This is a genomic window from Hartmannibacter diazotrophicus (assembly GCF_900231165.1).
Taxonomy (GTDB): domain Bacteria; phylum Pseudomonadota; class Alphaproteobacteria; order Rhizobiales; family Pleomorphomonadaceae; genus Hartmannibacter; species Hartmannibacter diazotrophicus.
Window position 1 is genome coordinate 4,989,983 of the sequence record NZ_LT960614.1, and the last position, 24,834, is coordinate 5,014,816.

At 65.0% G+C, this 24,834-nt stretch carries 21 protein-coding genes and 2 tRNA genes; 17 read left to right on the forward strand and 6 right to left on the reverse strand.

Annotated elements, in window-relative coordinates; translation table 11 throughout:
* Window positions 1-76 precede the first annotated feature (76 nt).
* The 3 genes from HDIA_RS23025 to HDIA_RS23035 are packed head-to-tail and all read right to left on the reverse strand — an operon-like array spanning window position 77 to window position 4,501.
* The gene (locus tag HDIA_RS23025; protein ID WP_099558316.1) at window positions 77-3,280 is read right to left on the reverse strand and encodes an efflux RND transporter permease subunit; all 3,204 of its coding nucleotides are present in this window, start codon (window positions 3,278-3,280) and stop codon (window positions 77-79) included.
* Window positions 3,277-4,278: an efflux RND transporter periplasmic adaptor subunit gene (locus HDIA_RS23030; RefSeq protein ID WP_099558318.1), complete on the reverse strand. Its 1,002-nt coding sequence runs from the start codon at window positions 4,276-4,278 to the stop codon at window positions 3,277-3,279. The genes HDIA_RS23025 and HDIA_RS23030 overlap by 4 nt, the downstream gene beginning before the upstream one ends.
* 22 nt (window positions 4,279-4,300) lie before the next feature.
* Window positions 4,301-4,501, reverse strand: coding sequence for a YgaP family membrane protein (locus tag HDIA_RS23035; RefSeq protein WP_099558320.1), 201 nt, complete (start codon window positions 4,499-4,501; stop codon window positions 4,301-4,303).
* A 259-nt stretch (window positions 4,502-4,760) separates the two neighbouring features.
* Here HDIA_RS23035 and nagA point away from each other — a divergent pair, with 259 nt between their 5' ends.
* Window positions 4,761-5,915 carry an N-acetylglucosamine-6-phosphate deacetylase gene (nagA, locus tag HDIA_RS23040; protein WP_099558321.1) on the forward strand — a complete coding sequence of 385 codons (1,155 nt, stop codon included), beginning with the start codon at window positions 4,761-4,763 and terminating at the stop codon, window positions 5,913-5,915.
* Window positions 5,916-6,025: 110 nt separating this feature from the next.
* On the opposite strand, the gene HDIA_RS23045 is transcribed toward nagA, so the two are convergent.
* Both HDIA_RS23045 and HDIA_RS23050 read right to left on the reverse strand, forming a co-directional pair.
* A tRNA-Ala gene (locus tag HDIA_RS23045) sits at window positions 6,026-6,101 on the reverse strand.
* 224 nt (window positions 6,102-6,325) lie between these two features.
* Complete coding sequence (locus HDIA_RS23050; protein WP_099559113.1) at window positions 6,326-6,715, reverse strand: TIGR02300 family protein; 390 nt, start codon at window positions 6,713-6,715, stop codon at window positions 6,326-6,328.
* Window positions 6,716-7,039: 324 nt separating this feature from the next.
* On the opposite strand from HDIA_RS23050, the gene aroA reads away from it, so the two are divergent.
* The 10 genes from aroA (at window position 7,040) to HDIA_RS23100 (ending at window position 18,469) form a co-directional block, all read left to right on the forward strand.
* The gene (aroA, locus tag HDIA_RS23055; protein ID WP_099559114.1) at window positions 7,040-8,392 is read left to right on the forward strand and encodes a 3-phosphoshikimate 1-carboxyvinyltransferase; all 1,353 of its coding nucleotides are present in this window, start codon (window positions 7,040-7,042) and stop codon (window positions 8,390-8,392) included.
* Window positions 8,389-9,009, forward strand: a complete 621-nt coding sequence (gene cmk, locus HDIA_RS23060; RefSeq protein ID WP_099558323.1) for a (d)CMP kinase — start codon at window positions 8,389-8,391, stop codon at window positions 9,007-9,009. Before aroA ends, cmk begins: the two co-directional genes overlap by 4 nt.
* A 419-nt stretch (window positions 9,010-9,428) precedes the next feature.
* Window positions 9,429-11,129, forward strand: a complete 1,701-nt coding sequence (gene rpsA, locus HDIA_RS23065; RefSeq protein WP_099558325.1) for a 30S ribosomal protein S1 — start codon at window positions 9,429-9,431, stop codon at window positions 11,127-11,129.
* A 397-nt stretch (window positions 11,130-11,526) separates the two neighbouring features.
* Window positions 11,527-12,468, forward strand: coding sequence for an acetyl-CoA carboxylase, carboxyltransferase subunit beta (gene accD, locus HDIA_RS23070; protein ID WP_099558327.1), 942 nt, complete (start codon window positions 11,527-11,529; stop codon window positions 12,466-12,468).
* Between the two features lie 16 nt (window positions 12,469-12,484).
* Window positions 12,485-13,810: a bifunctional folylpolyglutamate synthase/dihydrofolate synthase gene (locus tag HDIA_RS23075; protein WP_099558328.1), complete on the forward strand. Its 1,326-nt coding sequence runs from the start codon at window positions 12,485-12,487 to the stop codon at window positions 13,808-13,810.
* A gap of 268 nt (window positions 13,811-14,078) precedes the next feature.
* Window positions 14,079-15,038 (forward strand): transaldolase, encoded by a 960-nt coding sequence (gene tal, locus HDIA_RS23080; protein WP_099558330.1) that lies wholly within the window; start codon window positions 14,079-14,081, stop codon window positions 15,036-15,038.
* Window positions 15,039-15,324: 286 nt separating this feature from the next.
* Window positions 15,325-16,413: a TRAP transporter substrate-binding protein gene (locus HDIA_RS23085; protein ID WP_099558332.1), complete on the forward strand. Its 1,089-nt coding sequence runs from the start codon at window positions 15,325-15,327 to the stop codon at window positions 16,411-16,413.
* Window positions 16,414-16,418: 5 nt separating this feature from the next.
* Window positions 16,419-16,943, forward strand: coding sequence for a TRAP transporter small permease subunit (locus HDIA_RS23090; RefSeq protein ID WP_197708068.1), 525 nt, complete (start codon window positions 16,419-16,421; stop codon window positions 16,941-16,943).
* 3 nt (window positions 16,944-16,946) lie between these two features.
* Window positions 16,947-18,272 (forward strand): TRAP transporter large permease, encoded by a 1,326-nt coding sequence (locus tag HDIA_RS23095; RefSeq protein WP_099558335.1) that lies wholly within the window; start codon window positions 16,947-16,949, stop codon window positions 18,270-18,272.
* A gap of 122 nt (window positions 18,273-18,394) precedes the next feature.
* Window positions 18,395-18,469: transfer RNA gene (locus HDIA_RS23100), tRNA-Gln, on the forward strand.
* Between the two features lie 39 nt (window positions 18,470-18,508).
* Here HDIA_RS23100 and HDIA_RS23105 read toward each other — a convergent pair.
* The gene (locus tag HDIA_RS23105; RefSeq protein ID WP_157775793.1) at window positions 18,509-19,255 is read right to left on the reverse strand and encodes an invasion associated locus B family protein; all 747 of its coding nucleotides are present in this window, start codon (window positions 19,253-19,255) and stop codon (window positions 18,509-18,511) included.
* 94 nt (window positions 19,256-19,349) lie between these two features.
* On the opposite strand from HDIA_RS23105, the gene HDIA_RS23110 reads away from it, so the two are divergent.
* The 6 genes from HDIA_RS23110 (at window position 19,350) to HDIA_RS23135 (ending at window position 24,807) form a co-directional block, all read left to right on the forward strand.
* Window positions 19,350-19,793 (forward strand): hypothetical protein, encoded by a 444-nt coding sequence (locus tag HDIA_RS23110; protein WP_157775794.1) that lies wholly within the window; start codon window positions 19,350-19,352, stop codon window positions 19,791-19,793.
* A 240-nt stretch (window positions 19,794-20,033) separates the two neighbouring features.
* On the forward strand, window positions 20,034-20,879 hold the full coding sequence (locus HDIA_RS23115) for a CsgG/HfaB family protein (protein WP_099558340.1): 846 nt from the start codon (window positions 20,034-20,036) through the stop codon (window positions 20,877-20,879).
* A 350-nt stretch (window positions 20,880-21,229) separates the two neighbouring features.
* A complete protein-coding gene (locus HDIA_RS23120) occupies window positions 21,230-23,383 on the forward strand; it encodes a beta strand repeat-containing protein (RefSeq protein WP_099558342.1) in 2,154 nt (717 codons plus the stop codon).
* A 62-nt stretch (window positions 23,384-23,445) separates the two neighbouring features.
* Window positions 23,446-23,856, forward strand: a complete 411-nt coding sequence (gene csgH, locus HDIA_RS23125) for a curli-like amyloid fiber formation chaperone CsgH (RefSeq protein ID WP_099558344.1) — start codon at window positions 23,446-23,448, stop codon at window positions 23,854-23,856.
* A 25-nt stretch (window positions 23,857-23,881) separates the two neighbouring features.
* Entirely contained in the window at window positions 23,882-24,487 is a 606-nt protein-coding gene (locus HDIA_RS23130; RefSeq protein ID WP_099558346.1) for a hypothetical protein, read from the forward strand.
* A gap of 35 nt (window positions 24,488-24,522) precedes the next feature.
* The gene (locus tag HDIA_RS23135; protein ID WP_099558348.1) at window positions 24,523-24,807 is read left to right on the forward strand and encodes a curli assembly protein CsgF; all 285 of its coding nucleotides are present in this window, start codon (window positions 24,523-24,525) and stop codon (window positions 24,805-24,807) included.
* Window positions 24,808-24,834 lie beyond the last annotated feature (27 nt).

Genomic DNA, 24,834 nt, shown 5'->3' on the forward strand with positions numbered 1-24,834 from the left:
CTTCCCTCGCCTCGCTTTGCTCCGCTCGCCGGGATGACAGCGGGCGAGCGGAGCAATCTGTCCGAAGCTGCCCGCCTTACGTCCTCAGCACCCGGTAGATCGCCGGGATGACCAGCACCGTCAGCAGTGTCGACGACGCAAGGCCGAAGAGCAGCGAGATGGCGAGGCCCTGGAAGATCGGGTCTGCCAGGATCACCGCCGCGCCGATCATCGCCGCGAGCGCGGTGAGAAGGATCGGCTTGAAGCGGATCGAGCCGGCCTCGATCAGCACATCCACCAGCGGCCTCTCCCCGCCCTGCGCGTGCTTGATGAAGTCGACGAGCAGGATCGAGTTGCGCACGATGATGCCGGCAAGCGCGATGAAGCCGATCATCGAGGTGGCCGTGAACGGCGCGTGGAACAGCCAGTGGCCGCCGAGGATGCCGATGAAGGTCAGCGGGATCGGCGTCAGGATGACGAGCGGCAGCTTGAACGAGCCGAACTGCGCCACGACGAGGATGTAGATGCCGATCATCGCCACCATGAAGGCGGCCCCCATGTCGCGGAAGGTGACCCAAGTCACTTCCCACTCGCCGTCCCAGAGCAGAACGGGCTCCGCCCGGTCGGCAGGCTGGCCGTGGAGGGCGATGACGGGTTTCGTAAGGCCTGTCCAATCCTCCGCGTCGATCGCCTTCTGCACGGCAAGCATGCCGTAGAGCGGGGCCTCGAATTCGCCGGCAAGTTCCGCCGTCACCATCTCGGCATCGATCCCGTTGTGCCGGAAGACCGGATAGGAGGCCTGTTCGCGTTCGACATCGACCACGTCGCCGAGTTCGACGACACCCCGCGCACCCGGCAGCACATTGGCCGGGATCGGCGTCGAGAGCGCCCGCTCGTCGAGCACCTTTTCGTTCTTCGGCAGCCCGAGGATGATCGGGATCGGCTGACGGCCGCCGCCCCGGTGCGAATAGCCGACGGTGGGCGACGTGCCGAGCATCTGCAGTGTGTCGAAGACATCGCTTTCCTGCACACTGAAGAATTCCAGCTTGTCCGGCGAAATCCTCGCCCTCAGCCGCTCGGCCGGGGTTCCGAAGGAATTGTCGACGTCGACGATGAAGGGTACCGACTTGAAGGCGTGCTCGACCTTCTCGGCCACCGCGCGCCGCTCCTCGGGCGTCGGCCCGTAGATTTCGGCCAGCAGCGTCGCCATCACCGGCGGGCCGGGCGGCGGCTCGACCACCTTCAGCGACGTGCCAGCGGGCATGTCGATGGCGGCGATCTGGTGCCTGAGATCAAGCGCGATCTCGTGGCTCGACCGCTCCCGGTCACCCTTCGATGTGAGCTTGAGCTCCACGTCGCCCTGATAGGGCGCCGAGCGCATGTAATAGTGCCGGACGAGACCGTTGAAGTTGAACGGCGAGGCGCTGGCGGCATGGGTATTGGCGGAAATCACCTCCGGCATGCTGAGGGCGACACGGGCGACCTCCTGCGCGACCGCGTCGGTCGCCTCAACGGACGAGCCCTCCGGCAGGTCGACCGTCACCATCAGCTCCGACTTGTTGTCGAAGGGCAGCAGCTTCACCGTCACGTCCTGCGTGTAGAAGAGGCCAAGCGAGGCGAGCGTCAAAATACCGACGCCAAGAAGGAAGAACCAGCTCGTCGCCTTGCTCTTCAGCACCGGCCGGGCCACCGCCGCATAGATGCGGCCGAGAACGCCGCCCTGCCCGTGAGCCTCGCCATGCGCGGCCATCGGGGCCTTGCCGGCAAATTTCAGCATCAGCCACGGCGTGACCGTGACGGCGACGAAGAAGGAGAAGATCATCGCCGCCGACGCATTCGCGGGGATCGGGCTCATGTAAGGGCCCATCATGCCGGAGACGAAGAGCATCGGCAGGAGCGCCGCGACCACCGTGAGGGTCGCGACGATCGTCGGGTTGCCGACCTCCGCCACCGCCTCGATGGCCGCCTGGCGGCGGTCCTTGCCGTCGTTGAAGCCCCAGTGCCGTGCGATATTCTCGATCACCACGATGGCGTCGTCGACAAGAATGCCGATGGAGAAGATCAGCGCGAAGAGCGAGACGCGGTTGAGCGTGTAGCCCATCACATTCGCGGCAAAGAGCGTGAGCAGGATCGTGACCGGAATGACGATCGCGACCACCAGCGCCTCGCGCCGGCCGATTGCCACGAAGACGAGTGCGATGATGGAGATCGTCGCAAGGCCGAGATGGAAGAGAAGCTCGTTCGCCTTCTCGTTGGCCGTCTCGCCATAGTCGCGCGTGACATCCACGCGAACGGATTCCGGGATCAGCGAGCCTTCGAGGGCGTGGACACGCTCGATGATCCGCTCGGCGACGACCACAGCATTGGCACCGGCGCGCTTGGCGATCGCCACGGTCACGGCCGGCACGCGCTCAGGATTGCCGCCGGCGTCGCGGCGCAGGCTTGCCGAACGGGCATCCGCCGTATCCGGATCGTAGGAAATGTTGGCGACGTCGCGCACGTAGACCGGCCGGTTGTCGCGGGTCGTGATCACCAGGTTGCCGATCTCGGTCGAGGTCGACAGCGTCTGGCCGGCGACCATCTCGATCTGCTTGCCCTGATCGCGCACGAGGCCGGTGGAAAAGGCCCTGTTCGCGGCCGTCACCTTGGCGCTCAGCTGCTGCAGCGTGACGCCGTAAAGGGCGAGCTTTTCCGAATCCGGCGCAAGACGAATGGCGTCCGGCGCCTCGCCGACGAGATAGGTGAGGCCGACATCCTCGATGGTCGAAAGATCGGTCCTAAGTTCCCGCCCGATGCGCGTCAGGTCGCCGGCGGCAACGCCCTGTCCCTTGACGCCTTCGGCGGGCGTCAGCGTCAGGGCGACGATGGCGACATCGTCGATGCCGCGCCCGACGACGAGCGGCTCGGGAATGCCGACCGGAATCCGGTCGAGATTGGCCCTGATCTTGTCATGGACGCGCAGGACCGCGGCGTCGGACGACGTGCCGACCTCGAAGCGGGCCGTGACCACCGCCCGGTCGTCGGACGTCTGCGAATAGACATGCTCGACGTCGTTGATGCCCTTGATGATGGTCTCGAGCGGCTCGGTGACGAGCTTGACCGCATCTTCCGCCTTGAGCCCGTTGGCCTGGACGATGATGTCCACCATGGGCACGGAGATCTGCGGCTCCTCCTCACGCGGCAGCGTGACGAGCGCGACAAGGCCGAGCGCCAGGGATGCGAGGAGAAAGAGGGGTGTCAGCGGCGAGGTGATGAAGGCCTTCGTCAGCCCGCCGGCAATTCCGAGACGAGGCGACGTCATGGCAGCACGATCTCGGACCCGGCCTCAAGGCCGCTCAGGACTTCGACATAGGACTTGCCGTCGGCATCGAAATGCCCGCCGGTCACGACGGCACGCTCGATCGGCCCTTCCGCCGAGTTCACATCGACCATGTCGATGCCCCGCACCGTGCGAATGGCGTCGGTCGGCACGGCGAGAACATGGCGCTCGCCAACGGGGACGCGAACCAGCAGGCGCGCGTCGATGAAGGCAGTGTCGAGACCCTGCACCTCGACATCGGCAATCACACGGCCGTTCTCGATCAGCGGATAAATCTTGGCAAGCCGCCCCGTCTTCGTGCCGTTCGCCGTCTCGATCTCGAGATCGGCGCCGGTCTTCAGCATGACGGCATGGCGCTCGGGAATGGCAAGACGCAGGAAGACGCCGCCGCCGCCGACCGTCGCCACCGTCTCGCCGGCCTGGACGAACCCACCCCTGGTGACCGGAACCGCCAGAACGCGGCCATTCGTCGGCGCCAGCACGTCGCCTTCGGCAAGCTGCTGCTTCAGCACCTGGCGCTGGGCCTCGGTCGAGGCGACCTGATTGGTGAACACATCGACTTCGGTGCGCAGCTGGTCGAGCCGCTGGGTCGAGACGACGCCCCGTGCAAGAAGGCTCTGCCCGCGCTCCAGTTCGGTGCGGGCATTGTCGAGCTGCGAGCCGAGCGCCCGAAGCTGGGCGTCGAGCGCATCGATCTGGAAGGCGATCTTGTCGTCATGAACGCTGGCGATCTTCTGGCCGACGGCAACCGTGTCGCCTTCGGTCACCTCCAGCGACAGCAGCGTGCCGCCGATCCGCGCCCGGGCGGGAACGGTGTCGCGTGCCTCGATCCGGCCGTAGACGGCCTTCCATTCGGTCGTCGTCATGGGTTCGAGGACATAGGTGCCCGCCGCCTGGGCGCCGGCCACGGAGCCAGGCACGAACGGAGCAAGCAGAACCGCGACCGCGACGGCCGGGCCGAAAAGACGCCAGACATTCATTGTGTTTTCCCCCGGGCGCGCCTTAGAAGGCACATCCCTGTTTCGCTCCGAGCTTCCTGAAGATGATGGCGGCCGGGCAGAATCCGGTAAAAGCCGACTGCAGCATGTTGAAGCCGATGAAGACGGTCAGCCAGGCGAAATAGGGTGAGACGTAGACCGTCAGCGCGACGGACAGGAGAATCATGATGCCGGCAAAGGCAAGAACGATGCGATCGAGTGTCATGGGAGCCTCGCTAGATATATTAGATATTAGTAATATCTGAAATACTCAAAAACTGTCAAGCCGCTTGTCCAGCTTTCTTGCCGAAAGGCCGGGCTGCGCGACATGGTGGCCTCCAACGGCATTGCGCGCCAAGATAGGCCCCGCCAACTGGCCCGCGCATTGAAATGCATCAATCTTTCCCGGCAAAAATGCCGGCCGGGCAGGAATTCGGCCCCGCCCGGCGTGAACCGCTGCCGGTTCAGAACGGATCAAGGACACGATGACGACCCTGACTGCCATTCGCGGCGCCCGCATTTTCGACGGCCACGACTGGCACGGCGATCACACGCTTCTGCTTGGTGGGGACAGGATCCGCGCGATTCTGCCGGCAAAAGAAACCCTGCCGGCGACCCGGACGGTCGACTACGATGGACTGCTCGTCGTGCCCGGCTTCATCGATCTTCAGGTCAACGGCGGCGGCGGTGTCCAGTTCGGCGACCGGACCTCCGCCGAGGCGATTCGGCAGATCGCCAACGCCCACGCGCGATTCGGCACGACCAGGCTGCTGCCGACGCTGATCACCGACACGCGCGAGGTCACCGAAAAGGCCCTCGAAGCGGGCCGGGCGGCGCGCGCGGAAAAGGTCCCAGGCTTTCTCGGCCTGCATCTCGAAGGACCGCACCTATCGCATGCCCGCAAGGGCGCCCATGATCCGGCTCTCATCCGGCCGATGGAAGAGCCGGATCTGGACCGCCTCCTGCGCTATCGCCGCGAGGCAGGCCTGCTGATGACGACAGTCGCGCCGGAAAGCGTCACGTTGGAGCAGATCGCGACGCTGGCCGGAAACGACGTGCAGGTCAGCATCGGCCATACGGACACGACCGCGAAGACGGCCCTTGCCTGTTTTGAGGCCGGCGCGCGGATGGTCACCCATCTTTTCAATGCCATGAGCCCGCTTACCCACCGCGAACCGGGCCTTGTCGGCGCGGCCCTTCACGACGGCCGCGTCTTCGCCGGCCTCATCGCCGACGGTGTCCATGTCGATCCTGTGGCGATGGGAATCGCCCTTCGCGCCAAGCAGGGGCCGGGCCGCATCTTCCTCGTCACCGACGCCATGGCGCCGCTCGGGACGGAGATGAGCGAATTCCAGCTGAATGGTCGGAGGATCTTTCGCAAGGACGGCAGGCTGACGCTTGCCGACGGAACGCTCGCCGGCGCCGACATCGACATGCTCTCGTCAGTCAGGCTTCTCGTCGAACGGCTTCGACTGCCGCTGGACGAGGCCCTGCGCATGGCCTCGCTTTATCCAGCCAGCGCCGCCCGCATCGACGGATCGCATGGCCGCCTCGCGCCGGGATACGTCGCGGACTTCGTCGCCCTGACACCAGCGCTCGACCACGTCGCGACGTGGATCGATGGCGTCCTGTCCGTATGAGGAGGAAAGGTCGGCCCGCAGGCTATGGCGGGCGATCAGATGCCCGAACGCCTTGTATCGCGCTGCTGGAGCAGCGACACGTTCGGCGCGTCAAATGTCTGGAAGAAATTTGGTGGAGCCAGGCGGAATCGAACCGCCGACCTCTTGAATGCCATTCAAGCGCTCTCCCAACTGAGCTATGGCCCCACACTTTGGGAACCGCATCAGGCCAGTGACCCACTCGCTGTCTGCGGCAGGACCCGTGAGGCGTTTGCCTCCGCCGGGTCGACGGCGCCGGATATACTGACCGCCCGGCGCCGGATCAAGTCTTTTTTTCGTTGGCCGGCGAATTCGCCGGAATGACCGGAAATTCGCCTGTCGCAACATCGTCGCCGGGCCGGCTCCCGAGATGGGACGGCCCGGCAACCGGATCAGCGTTCCTCGTCGTCCTCGACGCCGCCGCCGATGATTCCCGTCACGTCGTCGCCTTCGTCCTCGTCATCTTCGAGGAAGGTGTCTTCGGCCGCATCGTCGTCTTCCTCGATCCCGGCGTCGTCGATATCCGGGATATCGTCATCGTCGCCGTTCTCCGCGTCAGCCTCCTCGAGGGACACGAACTCCGGCTTGCCGACGACGTCGTCCTCCTCCAGATCCTCTTCGTCTTCCTCGGCGACCGCCTTGGCCGCCCGCGCCTTCGAGGTCACGTGCGGATCGAACGCCGCGCCGCAGCGCGGGCAAAGGATCGGATCGCGGTTGAGGTCGTAATATTTCGCGCCACAGCTGGGGCAGAGGCGCTTCAGTCCCAGGTCAGGTTTCGTCACGGAAGGCCTCTCTGTCGAACGAAAGGTCAGGAAAAAAGCGGCCTCCACATAGTCGCAATGGCTGCATCTGTCAAAGCCTTTGAACCGCCGTCTCCACCGCGCGCCCCGCAACTCCGAGGATGACGCGGGCGCGGAGGCCATGCTATGGGGGCGCCGACACGAAACGAGAAAAGGCGGAAGGACGCAAGGCCTCCTTCCGGCATTGTCCGCGCCGCGCATCCAGACTGCATGGAAAATAGCGCTGCGGCAATGCCTTGGAGCGGAAGGCATGCATCCCGCAACGCCCTCGCCGCCTTGATGCCCTGCCTGGAAGGCCCGCCCGCCATGAGTGCCGAAGCCGCTCTCCGCCCGCTCTCCGCCCATCGCTCGCCCGCGCTGAAGGGACGGGTGCGCGTCCCCGGCGACAAGTCGATATCCCACCGCTCACTGATGTTCGGAGCGCTCGCCATCGGGCGCACGACCATCACCGGGCTGCTGGAAGGCGGCGACATCATGAGCACCGCGGCGGCCATGCGTGCCTTCGGCGCGAACATCCATCGCGGCGACGACGGCACCTGGACCGTCGACGGCGTCGGTGTCGGCGGCCTTCTGGAGCCGGCGGGCGTCATCGACTTCGGCAATGCCGGCACCGGCGTGCGCCTCTGCATGGGTCTTGCCGCCGCACAACCGATCGCCGTGACCTTCACCGGCGACGGCTCGCTCATTAAGCGGCCGATGGGCCGCGTCCTCGATCCCCTGCGAAAGATGGGCGTCGACGTGATCGCCCGCTCCGGCGACCGCCTGCCGCTGACCATGCGCGGCGCGATGACGCCGATCCCGATCGAATACACCGTCCCGGTGCCGTCGGCGCAGGTCAAATCGGCCGTGCTGCTGGCCGGCCTCGGCACGCCAGGCGTTACCACGGTGATCGAGCCCGTCTTCACCCGCGATCACACCGAGCGCATGCTCGCCGGCTTCGGCGCGGCGATCGACATCGAGACCGCGGCGAATGGTGCCCGCACCATCCGGCTCGAAGGCCGACCCGACCTGAAGCCGCAGACGATCACCGTGCCCGGCGATCCGAGTTCCGCCGCCTTCCCCATCGTCGCGGCGCTGATCGTTCCGGGCTCCGACGTCACCGTGGAGGGCATCCTGATGAATCCCTCCCGCATCGGCCTCATCGACACGCTTCTGGAAATGGGCGCCGACATCACGATCGAGAATGCCCGCGAGACCGGCGGCGAGAAGATCGCCGACCTGCGTGTGAAGCATTCCGCGCTGAAGGGCGTCACGGTCCCGCCCGAACGGGCTCCCCTGATGATCGACGAATATCCGGTGCTCGCGGCGGCCGCCGCCGTCGCCGAGGGCAAGACGGTGATGCTCGGCATCGAGGAAATGCGGGTCAAGGAGTCCGACCGCATCGCCGCTGTGGCCGCCGGCCTTGCCGCCAACGGCGTCGACCACGAGGAGGGCCGCGACTGGCTCTCCGTCACGGGCGGCAAGGTTGCGGGCGGCGGACGGGTCGTCACCCATCTCGACCACCGCATCGCCATGACCTTCCTCGTCCTCGGCCTTGTCGCCGACGCGCCGGTCACCGTCGACGATGCCGGCGTGATCGCAACGAGCTTCCCCGAGTTCGAACCGCTGATGCGCGGCGCCGGCGCACTCTTCGAGGACGCGGAGGCCGACGCGGCATGATCATCGCGATCGACGGGCCCGCCGCCTCGGGCAAGGGCACGCTGTCCCGGCGCCTTGCCAGCCATTTCGGCTTTTCCCATCTCGACACCGGCCTGCTCTACCGGGCGGTAGGCGAAGCATTGCGGGCAAAGGGGCTCGATCCGGCCGATGAGCCGGCCGCCGTGACGATCGCCGAGACCCTCGACACGTCGGCGCTCGATCGCGATCGTCTGTCCGGCTCCGCGATCGGCGAGGCGGCGTCCATCGTCGCCGCCATTCCGGCGGTCCGCGCCGCTCTCCTCGACCTGCAGCGCCGCTTTGCCCATTCCGGCAAGGGGGCGATCCTCGACGGCCGCGACATCGGCACGGTGGTCTGCCCCGAGGCGGAGGTAAAGCTCTTCGTCACGGCAAGCCCGGAGGCCCGCGCCCGCCGGCGCCATCGCGACGATCTCGCGATCAACCCGTCCGTGACCTACGAGAGCGTCCTTGCGGATATCCTCAAGCGCGATGCCCGCGATTCCGGCCGCACGGTCGCCCCGCTCGTGCCGGCGCCCGACGCCAGGCTGCTCGACACCACCGACCTCGACATCGAGGAAGCCTTCCAGGCGGCCGTCAGGCTCGTCGAGGCGGCCGGCTAGCGCCCGCCCTCTTCGCGAACCTCGACCGGAGCGGAGAATTCGGCAAATTCGCCCGGTTTTCGGGCCGGTTGCCTTGCGCTCGGCCATCAACCGGTGTATGGACCCGCCCAACGTCGGTGTGCCTGATCGCACGCCGCGCCGCACTGGTGTTGCCGGAGCGGCTTCGCCCGGCCCCGCTCGCGTAGCGAAATGCCGGTCGGTTTTTCCCGATCATGAGGACTTCCGGGTCTTTCATGCCGGGCCCTGAAGACCCATCTGGACGGCATTGCCGTCCCGACACCACTGCCTTGAGTGGCCTGCCACTGCGCCGGCCAGCCCCTTTTGGGGGCGGATGTCTCCCGACTGGGGGGCCAGGACACCTTGGCAGCGATCTGAAACACCAACCGCCGGCGCCGCCAGAATTGGCACCAGGAGAATTTATGTCAGCCACCAACCCCTCCCGCGAGGATTTCGCGGCTCTTCTCGAAGAGTCCTTTGCCACCACCGAGCTTTATGAAGGCGCGGTCGTCAAGGGTATCGTCATTGCGATCGAGAAGGATCTCGCGGTCATCGACGTCGGCCTCAAGGTCGAAGGTCGCGTGCCGCTCAAGGAATTCGGCGTGCGCGCCCGCGATGGCGAGCTGAAGGTCGGCGATGAGGTCGAAGTCTACCTGGAGCGCGTCGAGAACGCGCTCGGCGAGGCTGTCCTGTCGCGCGACAAGGCTCGCCGCGAAGAGAGCTGGGTGCGCCTGGAAGTCGCCTTCGAAAAGGGCGAGAAGGTCATCGGCCACATCTTCAACCAGGTCAAGGGCGGCTTCACGGTCGACCTCGACGGCGCGACGGCCTTCCTGCCGCGCAGCCAGGTCGACATCCGCCCCGTGCGCGATGTCGCTCCGCTGATGCACTCGCCGCAGCCCTTCCAGATCCTCAAGATGGACAAGCGCCGCGGCAACATCGTCGTCTCGCGCCGTGTCGTTCTGGAAGAGACCCGCGCCGAGCAGCGCTCCGAGCTCGTCCAGAGCCTGGAAGAGGGTCAGGTGGTCGAGGGTGTCGTCAAGAACATCACCGACTACGGTGCGTTCGTCGACCTCGGCGGCATCGATGGCCTGCTGCACGTCACGGACATCGCCTGGCGCCGCATCAACCATCCCTCGGAGGTCCTCACCATCGGCCAGACGGTCAAGGTGCAGATCATCCGCGTCAACCAGGAAACCCATCGTATCTCGCTCGGCATGAAGCAGCTCGAGGCGGATCCGTGGGCTGGCATCGAGGCCAAGTATCCGGTCGACACGCGCTTCACCGGCCGCGTCACCAACATCACCGACTACGGCGCCTTCGTGGAGCTGGAGCCGGGCATCGAGGGCCTCATCCACGTCTCCGAGATGAGCTGGACCAAGAAGAACGTCCATCCGGGCAAGATCGTCTCCACCTCCCAGGAGGTCGAGGTGATGGTGCTCGAGGTCGATCCGGTCAAGCGCCGCATCTCGCTCGGCCTCAAGCAGACCCTGCAGAACCCCTGGGATGCCTTCTCCGAGAAGTACCCGGCCGGCAGCGTGGTCGAGGGCGAGGTCAAGAACAAGACCGAGTTCGGTCTCTTCATCGGCCTCGACGGCGATGTGGACGGCATGGTCCACCTCTCCGATCTCGACTGGAACCGTCCGGGCGAGCAGGTCATCGAGGAGTTCAACAAGGGCGACATGGTCAAGGCGGTCGTGCTCGACGTCGATACCGACAAGGAGCGCATCTCGCTGGGCATGAAGCAGCTTGCCGGTGACCCGATGGAGTCGGCCGGTGATCTGCGCCGCAACGCGATCGTCACCTGCGAGATCCTCGAGGTCAAGGAAGCCGGTCTCGAAGTCCAGATCGTTGACACCGACATCACGGCCTTCATCCGCCGTGGCGACCTTGCCCGCGACCGCGCCGACCAGCGCACCGAGCGTTTCGCCGTTGGCGAGAAGGTCGATGCCCGCGTCACCCAGTTCGACAAGAAGACCCGCAAGGTCGGCCTGTCGATCAAGGCGCTGGAAATCGCCGAAGAGAAGGAAGCTGTCGCTCAGTTCGGCTCGTCCGACTCCGGCGCTTCGCTCGGCGACATCCTCGGCGCGGCCCTCAAGGCCCGTCAGGACGACGACGCGGCGTAATCCTTTCGCGGCACGGGTGGTTCAACCGCCCGTGCCGCGCAGGAACTGCAAGGACCGGCCCTGCATCGCGGGGCCGGTTTTTTGTTTCCCCCGCTTTCAGTTCGCCTGTTTTTGTTGCGGCGGCAAAAGTGCTTTCCGCCTTTGCCCTGCCGCCCGATGGCCCCGGATGCCGCACACGCCTCGACGCGCCGCCCGAATTCGGATAATCAGGCGGACACTGAAAGCGGCCGGACAGCCCTGAAACCGTCCGCCGCAACGCCGGGATGCCGCTGCGTTCGCGCCATCCCTGCCCCAACGGACATGATGCCGCCGGCCCTGAGCGAGCCTTTTCGCATCCGGTGGCAAGACCGGCCGGACAGAATGGCCGGTCGATGATGACATTTCGGAAGGTGTCGACTTGAACTGGATCAACAGCGTCGTGCGCCCCAAAATTCGCCAGCTCGTTGGAGTTGGCAAACGGGACGTGCCGGAAAACCTCTGGGTCAAATGCCCCGATTCCGGCGAGATGGTGTTTCACCGCGATCTCGAGGCCAATCAGTGGGTGATCCCGAAGTCGGGCTACCACATGCGCATGCCTGCGGCACGCCGCCTGGAATCGCTGTTCGACGGCGGCGAATACGCGCCGATCGCGCTTCCCTCGGTCGTCCCCGACCCGTTGAAATTCCGCGACGAGAAGCGCTATGCCGACCGTCTGAGGGACGCCCGCGCAAAAACCGGGCGCGATGACGCCGTCATCGCTGGCACCGGGTTGCTCGAAGGGCTCGCCGTCACCGCCGCGGTCCAGGACTTCGACTTCATGGGCGGCTCGCTCGGCATGGCCGCCGGCGAGGCGATCGTGACCGCAATGCTCGAAGCCGTCTCCCGCAAGACGCCCTTCATCATGTTCACTGCCTCCGGCGGCGCCCGCATGCAGGAAGGTATCCTGTCGCTGATGCAGATGCCGCGCACGACCGTGGCGATCGAGGCCCTGCGCGAGGCTGGCCTGCCCTATATCGTCGTGCTGACCAACCCGACGACCGGCGGCGTCACCGCCTCCTACGCGATGCTCGGCGATGTCCACGTCGCCGAACCCGGCGCCCTCATCGGCTTTGCCGGTCCGCGCGTCATCGAGCAGACGATCCGCGAAAAGCTGCCCGAGGGCTTCCAGCGCGCCGAATATCTCTTCGATCACGGCATGGTCGACATGGTCGTCCACCGGCACCAGATGCGCGAGACGCTTTCCCGTCTCTGCCACCTGCTGATGCGCCAGTCGCGCGGAGCAAAGCAGGACGCCATGCCGCCCCTGTCGGCTGCCGAGGCGATAACCCCCGAAGCGGCCGCTCCGGCGCCGACGGCGTGACGAAGGCGACCGTCTGATGCCAGAGGCCCTCGAAATTCTCGATCGTCTCTCGGCCCGCTGGCCGAAGGGCTACGACCTGTCCCTGTCGCGCATCGAGCGATTGCTCGGCGCGCTGGGAAATCCGCACCTGAAGATCCCGCCCGTCATCCATGTGGCGGGCACCAACGGCAAGGGATCGACGATCGCCTTCATGCGCGCGATGCTGGAGGCGGCCCGCTTCCGCGTCCACACGCACACCTCGCCGCATCTCGTTCGCTTCAACGAACGCTACCGGCTGGCGAGCGGGCCGGGCACCAGCGCCTTCGTCGACGATGCCACCTTCACCGAGGCGCTCGCCCGGGTCGAGGCGGCCAACGGCGACGAGCAGATCACGCTGTTCGAGCTTCTGACTGCCGCCGGCTTCATTCTCTTTTCCGAGCATCCCGCCGATGTCGTTCTCCTGGAGGTCGGGCTTGGCGGGCGTTTCGACGCCACCAATGTCATCCGCGATCCGCTGGTGAGCGTCATCACCTCGATTTCGCTCGACCACCAGGCCTTCCTTGGCGACACCGTGGCGGAAATCGCCTTCGAAAAGGCCGGCATCTTCAAGCCGGGCCGGCCCGTCGTGATCAGCCAGCCGGACGACGACGCCGTGCGCGCCGTCTTCGAGGCCGAGGCCGCAAGGGTCGGCGCAACGCTCGCGATGGGCGGCGAGGACTGGACGGTTCATGAAGAGCACGGCCGCCTCGTCTACCAGGACGAAAGCGGGCTTCTCGACCTGCCGCGCCCGCGCCTGACCGGACAGCACCAGTTCGCCAATGCCGGAACGGCCATCGCTGCGCTCCGCCGCAGCGGTCTCAACCTGCCGGTATCGGCCATCGAGGCCGGCCTCGACACCGTCGACTGGTCGGCCCGGCTCCAGCGGCTCGCGATGGGGCCGCTCCTTGAGATGGCCCAGTCGGGCGCCGAGATCTGGCTCGACGGCGGCCATAACGTCGGCGCCGGCGAGGTCGTCTCCGCGGCCATGGCCGACCTGGAGGAGCGCGTCGCCCGGCCGCTCTTCCTCATCACGGGCATGCTCAGCACCAAGGATCCGGTTGGCTTCTTCGCCTCCTTCAAGGGCTTGGTGCGCCATGTCTATTGCGTGCCGATCGAATCCTCGGACGCTGGATGGCCGGCCGCAGAACTGGCGGACTTTGCCGTGAAGGCCGGCGTCTCCGCGGAAGCCGCCTTGAGTGTCAGTGATGCGATGGAGCGCCTGTCCGCACGCGGCCCTCTCGACATGGCCCCGCGGATTCTCATCTGCGGATCGCTCTATCTGGCCGGTGAAGTCCTTGCCGCCAACGGACAATCGCCCATTTGATCATTCATGTGGTCGACGCCGGATTCCTTGTCTGCTAGACCAGATCATCTGCTGTTGCGCTTGTCTTGGGAGCATCGGGCCGAAAGGCATGTCCTCCGCTTGAATCAGGATGGAACCGGTGCCGGAGCCGGCCCGTTGCTCAGTCAAGGATCAGCAGCGTCGCGCCGGACCGATATGACGGCACGACGCTCGGGCGCATGATCGGACGTGACTTCGCGCATGATCCATGCGCCCCGCCAGGAGTCGCAGACCCATTGAGAGAGAAACAATGACATCGAAGCTCGATCAACTGCGTGACATGACAACGGTGGTTGCCGATACCGGCGACATCGATGCCATTCGCAGGCTCAAACCTGTCGACTGTACGACCAACCCCACGCTTGTGCTCAAGGCCATCGGACTGCCGAGCCATGCGTCCCTCGTGGACAATGCCGTGACCTGGGGCAAGAGCCAGTCCGGCAGCCGCGACGCCGTTGTCGCCGCCGTCGCCGACCGCCTCGCCATCGCCATCGGCGCCGAACTTGCCCGTATCGTCCCCGGAAAGGTGTCCACCGAGGTCGACGCCGACCTGTCCTTCGATACCAAGGCCAGCATCGCCAAGGCGCACGAGATCATCGCCGGCTACGATGCGCTCGGCATCGACCGCGACAAGATCCTCATCAAGCTCGCCTCGACCTGGGAGGGCATCCGCGCGGCGGAAGTGCTCCAGTCCGAAGGCATCAACTGCAACATGACGCTGATCTTCTCGCTCGCCCAGGCGGTCGCATGCGCCGAGGCGAAGGCCTTCCTCATCTCGCCCTTCGTCGGCCGGATCCTCGACTGGTATGTCGCCAAGGAAGGCCGCCAGTTCGAGCCGGAGGAAGATCCGGGCGTCATCTCGGTGCGCCAGATCTACGCCTACTACAAGACGCATGGCATCGACACCGTCGTCATGGGCGCGTCCTTCCGCTCCGTCGGCGAGGTCGAGGCGCTCGCCGGTTGCGACCGGCTGACGATCTCGCCGGCCCTGCTCGACGAACTGGCCGCCGACACGGGAACGCTCAAGCGCGTCCTCTCGCCCGAAGCCGTGACGGAAAAGCCCGCGCCCTTCCCCTCCGACGAAAAAGCCTTCCGCTGGGCCATGAACGAGAACGCCATGGCGACCGAGAAGCTCGCCGAGGGTATTCGCAGCTTTGCCAAGGACCTGCGGTCGCTTCGCAGCCTGATCGCCGAGCGCCTCGCCAGTTGACTCGGCTTTCGGCATCGCCGGCCCATGAGGCCGGGGCACAGTCCGACGAGACCGTGCCCCGGCCTTTTATTTTGGCAAACAGCGATCCACCTGCGGCGGCGGCCCTGCTTCCGCTAAGATACTCAGTATCCTGAACAATCTGGCATGCCACTGGACCAGATCGCGTCTACATCATCATAAATCACGGAAATCATTTCAACTTCGGTCAAAGCGGGTGGCACGAAACCTGCTGAGAATGGCTCCTGGCGCAACAATTCATCATTGTGCGAAGACAAAGGAGACCCCGATGCAGAGACGTGCCTTCCTCAAGGGTGGAGCCATCGCGGCCGGTGCGACAGCGCTTGCTATGCCGACCGTCGCCCGTGCCCAGCAGACCTTCAGCTGGAAGATGACCAACGCCTATGGCCCCGGTTCTCCCTTCTATGTCGAGGGCCCCGGCAGCCCGACCGACTTCTGCAAGAAGGTCGAGGCGATGTCCGGCGGGCGGCTGAAAATCCAGCATTTCGCCGCCGGCGAGCTCATCCCGGCGCTCGAGGGTTTCGATGCCGTGCAGAACGGCGTCGTGGAGATGAATGCCGCCAACGCCTATTTCTGGGCAGGAAAGCTGCCCGCTGCACAATATTTCACCACTGTGCCCTTCGGCATGGACGTCAAGGGCACCAACGCCTGGCTCTACAGTGGCGGCGGCATCGAGCTCTGGCATGAACTCTACGCGCCGCTCGGCATGCTCGCCTTCCCGATGGGCAACACCGGCGTCCAGATGACCGGCTGGTTCCGCAAGGAAATCAAGACCGTCGACGATTTCAACGGCCTGAAGATGCGCATCCCCGGCCTTGCCGGCAAGGTCTACGCCAAGCTCGGCGTCGACGTGAAACTGCTGCCGGGCGGCGAAATCTTCCCGGCGCTGGAGCGCGGCGTCATCGACGCGGCCGAATTCGTCGGCCCCTTCCAGGACCGCCGCCTCGGCCTCCAGAAGGCCGCCAAATACTACTACACCACCGGCTGGCATGAGCCGAACAACGTCACCGAGTTGCTCATCAACAAGGCAGCCTGGGACAGCCTGCCGGAAGACCTGCAGGAGGTCGTCAAGACCGCCGCCATGGCCTGCAACGTCGAAAGCAATGCCTGGTGCGACGCCACCAACACGGAGGCACTGGCCGATCTCGTCACGAATTTCGGCGTGATCACCAGCCCGCTGCCCGACGAAGTCGTCGCCAAGCTGCGCGAGGTCACCGTCGCAACGCTGGAGGAAGGCGCCAAGGCCGATCCGTCAGTACGCAAGGTGCATGACGCCTATTTCGCCTTCAAGGACCAGTATGGCGCCTGGGCCAAGGTTTCCAACGAGCCCCTGCTTCCGGTGCTCTACGGGAAATGAACGCGATGATGCGACTGGCACGCGGCGCGGACAGCTTTGTCCGCGTCGTCGGGCAGGTGATGGCCTGGTCGGGGCTGGCGATGGTGCTCGTCGTCGCCTTCGACGTCATCGCCCGCTACCTATTTTCCTATGGCACCGTGGCGCTGCAGGAACTCGAATGGCACCTGATGGCCGTCGCCGCGCTTTTCGGCATGTCCTACGGGCTGAACCGGGGCGAGGAGGTCCGCGTCGACATTCTTTATGCCAACTATCCGGAGCGGCTGAAGCTCGCGATCGACTTCCTGAGCGCCATCCTGCTCACGGCCGTGGCCCTGACGATCGCCTGGCTCGCCATCAAATACGTCCAGCAGAGCTACGCCCTCGGCGAGGGCTCGCCCGATCCGGGAGGCCTGCCCGACCGCTGGATCCTGAAGGCCGCCATCCCCGTGTCCTTCCTGCTCCTGGCGCTCCAGTCCGCCGCCCGCGCGGTCATGACCGCCAGTCAGTTCTTTTCCCATGCCCGGCCGGATGCCGGGCCGCTTGACGGTTGAGCGATGCCCACCAACGAAATCCTGTCCCTATGCATGATCGGCGGCTTCTTCGTGATGCTGCTGGTCGGCTTTCCGGTGGCTGTCTGCCTTGCCGTCTGCGGCTTCGTCTTCGGCTATGCCGGCTTCGGCATGTCGCTGTTCCAGCTCCTGCCCGCCCGCATCTTCGGCGTTACGACCAACTACACGCTGCTGGCGCTGCCGCTGTTCATCTTCATGGGCATCATGCTGGAGCGATCCAAGATCGCCGAGGATCTGCTTGAGGTGATAGGACTTGCCATGGGCGGCCTGCGCGGCGGCATGGCGCTCGCCATCGTCCTCGTCGGCGTGTTGATGGGGGCTGCCTCCGGCGTCGTCGGCGCCACCGTCGTCACCATGGGCCTCATCGCGCTCAACCCGCTCATCCGGCGCGGCTACGACAAGGGCGTCGCGGCCGGCGTCATCTGCGCCTCCGGAACGCTCGGTCAGATCATTCCGCCGAGCCTCGTCCTGATCCTGCTCGCCGACATCATGGGCGAATCGGTCGGCACCCTCTTTGCCGCCGCCCTCATTCCCGGCCTGCTGCTCGCCGGCCTTTTCGTCATCTACATTCTCCTGATCGGCGTCTTCCTGCCGGACCGCGTCCCCGCGATTCCGCTGGAGGAACGCCGGGCCGTCAGCGGCAAGGAGCTGGCGGGGCGTCTGCTGCGCGTCGTCCTCCCGCCATTGGCACTCATCTTCATGGTGCTCGGCTCCATCATCGGCGGCATTGCCGCGCCGACGGAGGCCGCCTCCATGGGCGCCTTCGGGTCGATCCTGCTGGCGCTCTTTTCCGGCCGCCTCTCCTTCGCCGCGTTGAGGGACGTCGTGCGCGGCGCCTTCGTCACCAGCGCCATGGTCTTCTTCATCCTGATCTTCGCCCAGGTCTTCTCGCTGGCTTTCCGGGGCCTTGGCGGCGAGCGGCTGGTCCAGGACGCCTTCGCCTATGTGCCCGGCGGCATCCACGGCCAGCTTCTCTTCCTGATGATCCTGCTCTTCGTGCTAGGCTTCTTCCTGGAGTGGATCGAGATCTCCTATATCGCCCTGCCGCTGTTCCTGCCGGTGCTGCATTCGGCCGGCGTCGACATGACATGGGTGGCGATCCTCATCGCGGTCAACCTGCAGACGTCCTTCCTCACCCCGCCCTTCGGCTGGGCGCTGTTCTTCCTCAAGGGCGTCGCGCCGCCAGAACTGAAGACGACGGACATCTACCGGGGCGTCATCCCCTTCATCCTCGTCCAGCTCTTCGGCCTGCTGCTCGTCTATCTCCTGCCGGAGACGGCGACCTGGCTGCCGAACGCCATCGGCTGGTGACGGGATAGGCGGCCGCGATCCGATCTGGTGCCACGGTCCCTTGAGGGGCCGTGGTCAACGCTTGCGGAGCAAAAGGGATGACGATATACCGACGCGCATTCCGCGCGTTATGCGCGGCGGATTGGGGCGTCGCCAAGTGGTAAGGCAGCGGCTTTTGGTGCCGCCATTCCCAGGTTCGAATCCTGGCGCCCCAGCCAATTCCCACGGCAGACCAGCATCGCCGACGACGGCAGGCCTCACCCCTCATCCTTGCGCAAGGCCGCATAGGCGGCCGAGAACCCGTCGAGGATCAGTTCGATCTTGACGGTCGCCTCGTTCGGCCGCTCCCCGGCCTTGGCCGGCTTTTTCTCGACAATCTGCGGCGGTGCCTTGGCAATGACCGTCGCCCGGCTCTCCTTCTTCATCGCCTCGATCATCTCCGGCGGAACCATTCCATCGACGATGCAGCCCTGATAAAGACACCGGCTGATCGGGAAGTGCGATTGGAAATCCCCGATCGCGATCGTCACCCCCTCCGCGACGAAGACACCGAGGGGAACCGCCATCTGCATAGTGGTCGCGCCGGTGCCGGCATCATAGGCGAGGGCCAGCACCAGACTGATCTTCCCGTCCGGGGAAACCGTCTGGCCGGCGATCTGGCAGCGCCCGTCCTTGAGACAGTCGAGCGACCAGGCGCCGTGGGTCTTCGAAGCGCCGCCTTCGAGCGTCGGCGTCTTGCGCGGCGGCGGAGCGCTGGACGGCACGGCCGCACGCGGTTTCGTCGGCGTTGCCGCCGGCGCGCCGCCGCCTGCCGAATCGATGATCTGGTCCTTCCGCGTTCCGTCCGGATTGGTCAGGATCGGCGTGCCGGTCGTGGAACGGGAGGCCGGCGTGGAAAACATCGGTCCGCCGCTCTCCTGCCCGTAAAGACTGGCCGGGATCGCAGCGGCGGCGACGAACGCCAGACCGGCGACAAGCACCTGTGATGACCGGGATTTCTGCATCGCTCCCCTCCTTCCGCGCATCGGCCCCTTGAACGGCTCCGGCCTGACATCCGGCCTGCTGCGCCTGCTGGAAACAAATATCAAAAGTTGCTGAATGAACGAGACACAACTAATATCAGGTGAACTCGACATTCAAGGAGGAAGCGACATGGCGTCCCTGAAAGGTTGCCTGCTCGGAGGGATCATCATGCTCGCCGGGGCCTTGCCACAGGCCGCGAGCGCTCAGGCCTATGTCGACCAGCCCCTCGAGAGCGGACCGGGCGGCGCCTATGTGCCGCAGATGCCGCCGGGCCTGCGACCAATTGCCCAGCCGAAAGTCCCCGCGGTGATCAAAAAGCAGCGCGCGGCGCCGGCGCAGGTCAAGAAGGCTGCAACCCGATCGACGCCCGAGACGCCGCACATTGTGCTTCCGACCGTCGGGCACGGCACCAATACATTCATCGATCTGGCGGCGGAGCGGGAATGGCCGTCGACCGCGCGGGCGCGAGAAGTCCTTGCTGCTTCGAAGGATACGGGGAGCAGCGAAAAGCCGAGGTAAGCCGCCGGCGCCGGACCGGAGCCGGCGATCGTTCCATGCTCACCCCTCGCCGCTGTGCACGCCAGATCGCCGCTTTCGCCTTTGCACATCTTTTGATTGTTTACGTTGTATATTTACAACTTTTTTAGAATTTGATCGGCCTGCCCCGTTTGGTAGTTGCCACGATCCAAAAGGTTGTATTTCATGCTGGCATTAATCAGAAGTAGAACTCACATTTCGTGAGCGGGCGGGGTTACGATAATGAATTTCAAGATTCTGGCGGCCTTTATGGCCGCGATGTCCGTTGCTGCCTGCCAGACGGGTCAGCATCTCAACACGCCAAAGGCAGCGCTGACGGTTCCGACCAAGACGACACCGAAGGTGACCGGCATGCCCGCGCCTGCGGTTCCGGTCGACGTCGCGGTCTACGATTTCCCGGATCTCACCGGTCAGGCGAAGCCGAACGAGACCTTCGCCGAATACAGCCGCGCGGTGACGCAGGGCGGCGCCTCCATTCTGATCGACGTGCTGAAGTCGGCAGGCAGCGGACAATGGTTCCGCGTTGTCGAGCGCACCGGCCTCAAGGATCTGGTGCAGGAGCGCACCCTGATCGAGAACACCCAGCGCTCCTACGGGCGGTCGAGTGGCCTCCAGCCGGTCCGCTTCGCCGGCCTGCTGCTCCAGGGCGGCATCGTCGGCTATGATTCGAACGACATTACGGGCGGCGCCGGCGCCAAATACCTGGGCATCGGCGGCGACGTGCAATACCGCTCCGATGTCATCACCGTCAGCCTGCGGGCCGTCAGCGTGCAGAACGGCGAGGTCCTCGCCTCCACGACCACGACCAAGCAGATCTACTCCGTCCAGGTGCGCGGCGGCGCCTACAAGTTCGTCGTGCCCGGAGAGCTGCTCGAGATCGAGATCGGCCAGTCGCGCAACGATCCGACCTCCCTTGCCGTGCGGGAAGGCATCGAGCTGGCGGTCTATTCGCTGGCGGTCGACGGTGTGCGCAGCGGCCTGTGGCATTTGAAGAACCCGGCTCTGGAGGCCGAGTTCGTCCGTAAATTTGACAAGAGTTATCGCTCGGCGGTCGTCGGCGGAACCTGATTTCATCAAGGCATGGATTCATGCAGGGCTTGATTTAGAGAAGATCTGAAACAGCAGATTCAAAATACATCGGCACCGTGCTCATCCATCAGGTGAGCGCGGTTGTCGTGTTGCTTAAGTATAACTCTCATAATCGAATCAATGATCGACATAAGTATTTATCCATTTGCCCAACAATGGATTTATTAACGGACGCTTAATTAATGTTATCTTTCTCAAGGCGTATTTGCTTGGATTTTAAACTTGGCAATCGGTTTCATCAATGCTACTTAATAGTGCGTTAATCAACCCTTCAATCAAAGGGCGAGACGAGCGCTCGACGCGCACATATGAATGGGAGCACTTTTCCAATGACGAAATCGACACTCTACGCGGCGCTGCTGGCCAGCGTCGTTCTCGGTGCCCTGGGCGGCATCGCGCACGCGGAGGACGGCGTTGACGGCCTCGTGACGCAGACCGGCAAGGGCAACTTCGGGCTGGTCAACCAGCATGAGGAGGATGGCTCGAAGGCCCTCATCGGCCAGAGCGGCAAGGGCAACGCCGCCGTGACGGAGCAGACCGGCGGCACCAACAACACGGCCGGCACCGTTCAGGTCGGCAACAACAACGGCGCGATGACGTATCAGATCGACTCCGCCGACGCCACGGCGACGATCGGCCAGTTCGGCAACGGCAACGACGCGGTCGCCGTCCAGAACAACGTCGACCCGACCAGTTCGACCATCCTGCAGTTCGGCAACGGCAACAACGCCTACAACACGCAGCTCGACGTCAACAATTCCAACGCCGCCACGCTGCAGGTGGGCAATGGCAACACCGCTCTCAACACCCAGCAATACAACACACTCGGCGGCAACAACTTGAATGCCGCCATTGGCCAGTTCGGCAACGGCAACTTCGGCAACAACGTGCAGGAGAACAGCGAGGACGGCAACGCCGCCATCCTGCAGGTCGGCAACGGCAACGGCGCGACGAACCTCCAGACCTACACCTCGGGCGCAAACGCCTTCGTCGGTCAGTTCGGCAACCGCAACGGCGCCTTCAACAGCCAGACGGCCAGCAGCAACGTCAACACGACCATCGTCCAGCGCGGCAACCGCAACGGCGCCGTGACCATCCAGACGGACACCACCGACTCCAACGCTCTCATCGGCCAGGACGGCAACCGCAACTGGGCGTCGAACTATCAGGCCGACAGCCAGGACGTCGATGCGGCGATCCTCCAGAAGGGCGACGCCAACTTCGCCTTCAACAGCCAGACCGACACCGATCCTTCGGTGGCCGGCATCCTGCAGAATGGCAACGGCAACTTCGCCTTCAACGTCCAGAACAATGTCACGGACTCAACGGCGCTGATCGGCCAGTTCGGCAACGGCAACGTCGCCGGCAACATCCAGCAGGCGGACAGCAGCAACGACATCGCGGGCATCCTGCAGGTCGGCAACCGCAACACCGCCTTCAACACCCAGGGCGAGACCCAGACGGTGACCTATCAGTTGACCCCAACCGTTGACTGGACGACTGAGGAAACACTCCAGGGCGGCAAGCTCTGGGATTCAGAGGATCAGGGACCATTCACGATCGGTGCTCTTTTCGGTCCCGTGATGGTCACCGGCTCCGGCTCTGCCCCGGCCGAGAATTCGATCGCCGTGATCGGTCAATTCGGCGATCGAAACACCGCCGCGAATGTCCAGGTTGGCCAACTGATTTTGCCGGCTGAAGGAACCGCAACCCAGACAACAACCGCTTACTGGGCATCTTCGACGGGAAGCTACCTGAATCCCTTCAAGCCTGACCTTGAATGGCAGCAGGAAAGCGCCTCGACGACGAACGAGTGGGAAGTGACCAACCCGCTTGGTGAAGTCAATCTCCCCACCATCGCCTCGGCGGCTGGCATCGTGCAGGTCGGTGACGACAATGCCGCCTTCAACTTCCAGACCGTCACGGCCGGCTCGCTGGCTGCCACGGTTCAGGTCGGCGACGGCAACTTCGGCCTGAACACCCAGACCTATACCGCAGGCACCGTCGCAGCCAATGTGCAGGTCGGCGACGGCAACGCTGCCGTCAACACGCAGCAGTTTGCGGCCTTCTCCGCGGCCGGCATCGTCCAGATTGGTGACGACAACGCCGCCGTGACCACCCAGGTCGCCAGCCTCGGCGACCGTGCCCTGACGATCCAGAACGGCTCGAACAACTTCGCGAGCACCGCCCAGATCGCCAGCGCCGGCAACTCCTCGCTGATCGTCCAGAACGCCGATTATTCGGTCGCGCTGGTCGGCCAGACGGATGGCGGCAACAACGCGGCCGTTCTCCAGAGCGGGGCATACTCGAACGCCTGGATTTCGCAGTCCGGCAGCGCCTCGAACGCCGCCATCGTCCAGTATGGCTCGGGCTCCAGCGATGCCGACCGCAACTATGCGACGGTCGTCCAGCAGAACGGTGGCCACAACGCGGCCATCTTCCAGGCCGGTTCGTCCAACGTGGCGGCCGTCTTCCAGAACTGAGTCTGACAGCAACCGGAGGCGCGCCATCACGGCGCGCCTCCTTTTCCCAAGGGGATGGGACGATGCCGGCATGCCGCCTGACGGTTCTCCTTCTTGCGATGCCGCTCGTTGCCGCCTCACCGGCCAGCGCGGAGAACGGGGCGATGACGGGCATGTTCATTCCGGGCCAGCCGCTCGATTCCCGTGTCCTTCGCTGTGGCATCGGGATCGAGGAACGGAGCATGGCGATCATTTCGCCCGTCCTTGAAACCTCGACCCCGCTCGACGGCCGCTACAGCCTGACCCTCGTGAAGCAATCCGCCTCCGGGACCAGCACCAGCAGCCAGTCGAACCGGTTCCACGGGTCCTTCGGCGGGGTTCGACTGATGGTCGACATCCCCGCGACCATAAAGATTTCGATGCAGGTCTCCGACAGCGCGGGTTCGCCGCTCTGCGAGATCAACGAGACAATCACGGTGCCGACGCGGATCTGAGACCGCCTGGGCAGGGAGTATGCCGATGACCATGGCAAGACACATCCGGATAGCCGCATGCGCGGCCGCGCTCGGTCTCCTGACGGCCGGCGCCGCGCCCGCCACCGCCGAGGACCTTCTGGTTCATGGCTTCGAGAGTGCCGCATCCTCCGCCGGCAGCCTGATGCAGCCGATCCAGCCGGCGGGCGCCGGCGCCGCCACCGGATCGACGTCCTCGATCATCCAACTCGGCACGGACAATCATGCCACCGCCGCGCTGACCGGCAGCGGACATCTGGCCGTCGTGCAGCAATCGGGCACCGGCAACCGCGCCATGCAGGCCATCGAGGGCACCGGCTCCACGGCGCTTCTGGTCCAGGGCGGCAGTAACAACACGGTGGCGCAGGTCAGCCGCGGCAATGACAATTTCCAGCTCGTCGGCGTGTCCGGCTCCAACAACGACGTCGGCTATGTCCAGGTGGGCGATCAGCTCGCCGGCGTCCTCGATGTCCGCGACGCCGAGAACACGTCGGTGTTCGCGCTGCAGACGCCCCAATCGGGACGCTTCCTGATGCCGACGGGCATCCGCGGCCTTGAGAACAAGGTCGTCGTCGTCGTGCCCGGGCGGATGTACGTCCTGCCCAAACGCTGACCCAGACTCCAGCATCACTGAAGAGGATCAAACCCATGAAAACCAGTAGTCTCTGTCTCGCCGGAAGCCTTCTGGCGCTCGCTCTTGTCACGGCGACGACCGCCGGGGCGTCGCAGCTCACCTACAAGCCTGTGAACCCGAGCTTCGGCGGCGACCCGCTCAACGGCAATTGGCTTCTGTCGCAGGCGAGCAGCCAGGGCGAGGGGACCAGCGACAGCCCCGGCTTCACCATCGACTTCCCGGACATCGGCAGCACGACCCCCACGCCGACAACGACGACGGACGTGCCCTCCACGCCGACCGACAACCCCGCAAACTGACGGCGAACGGAACGGGCGGCTTCGGCA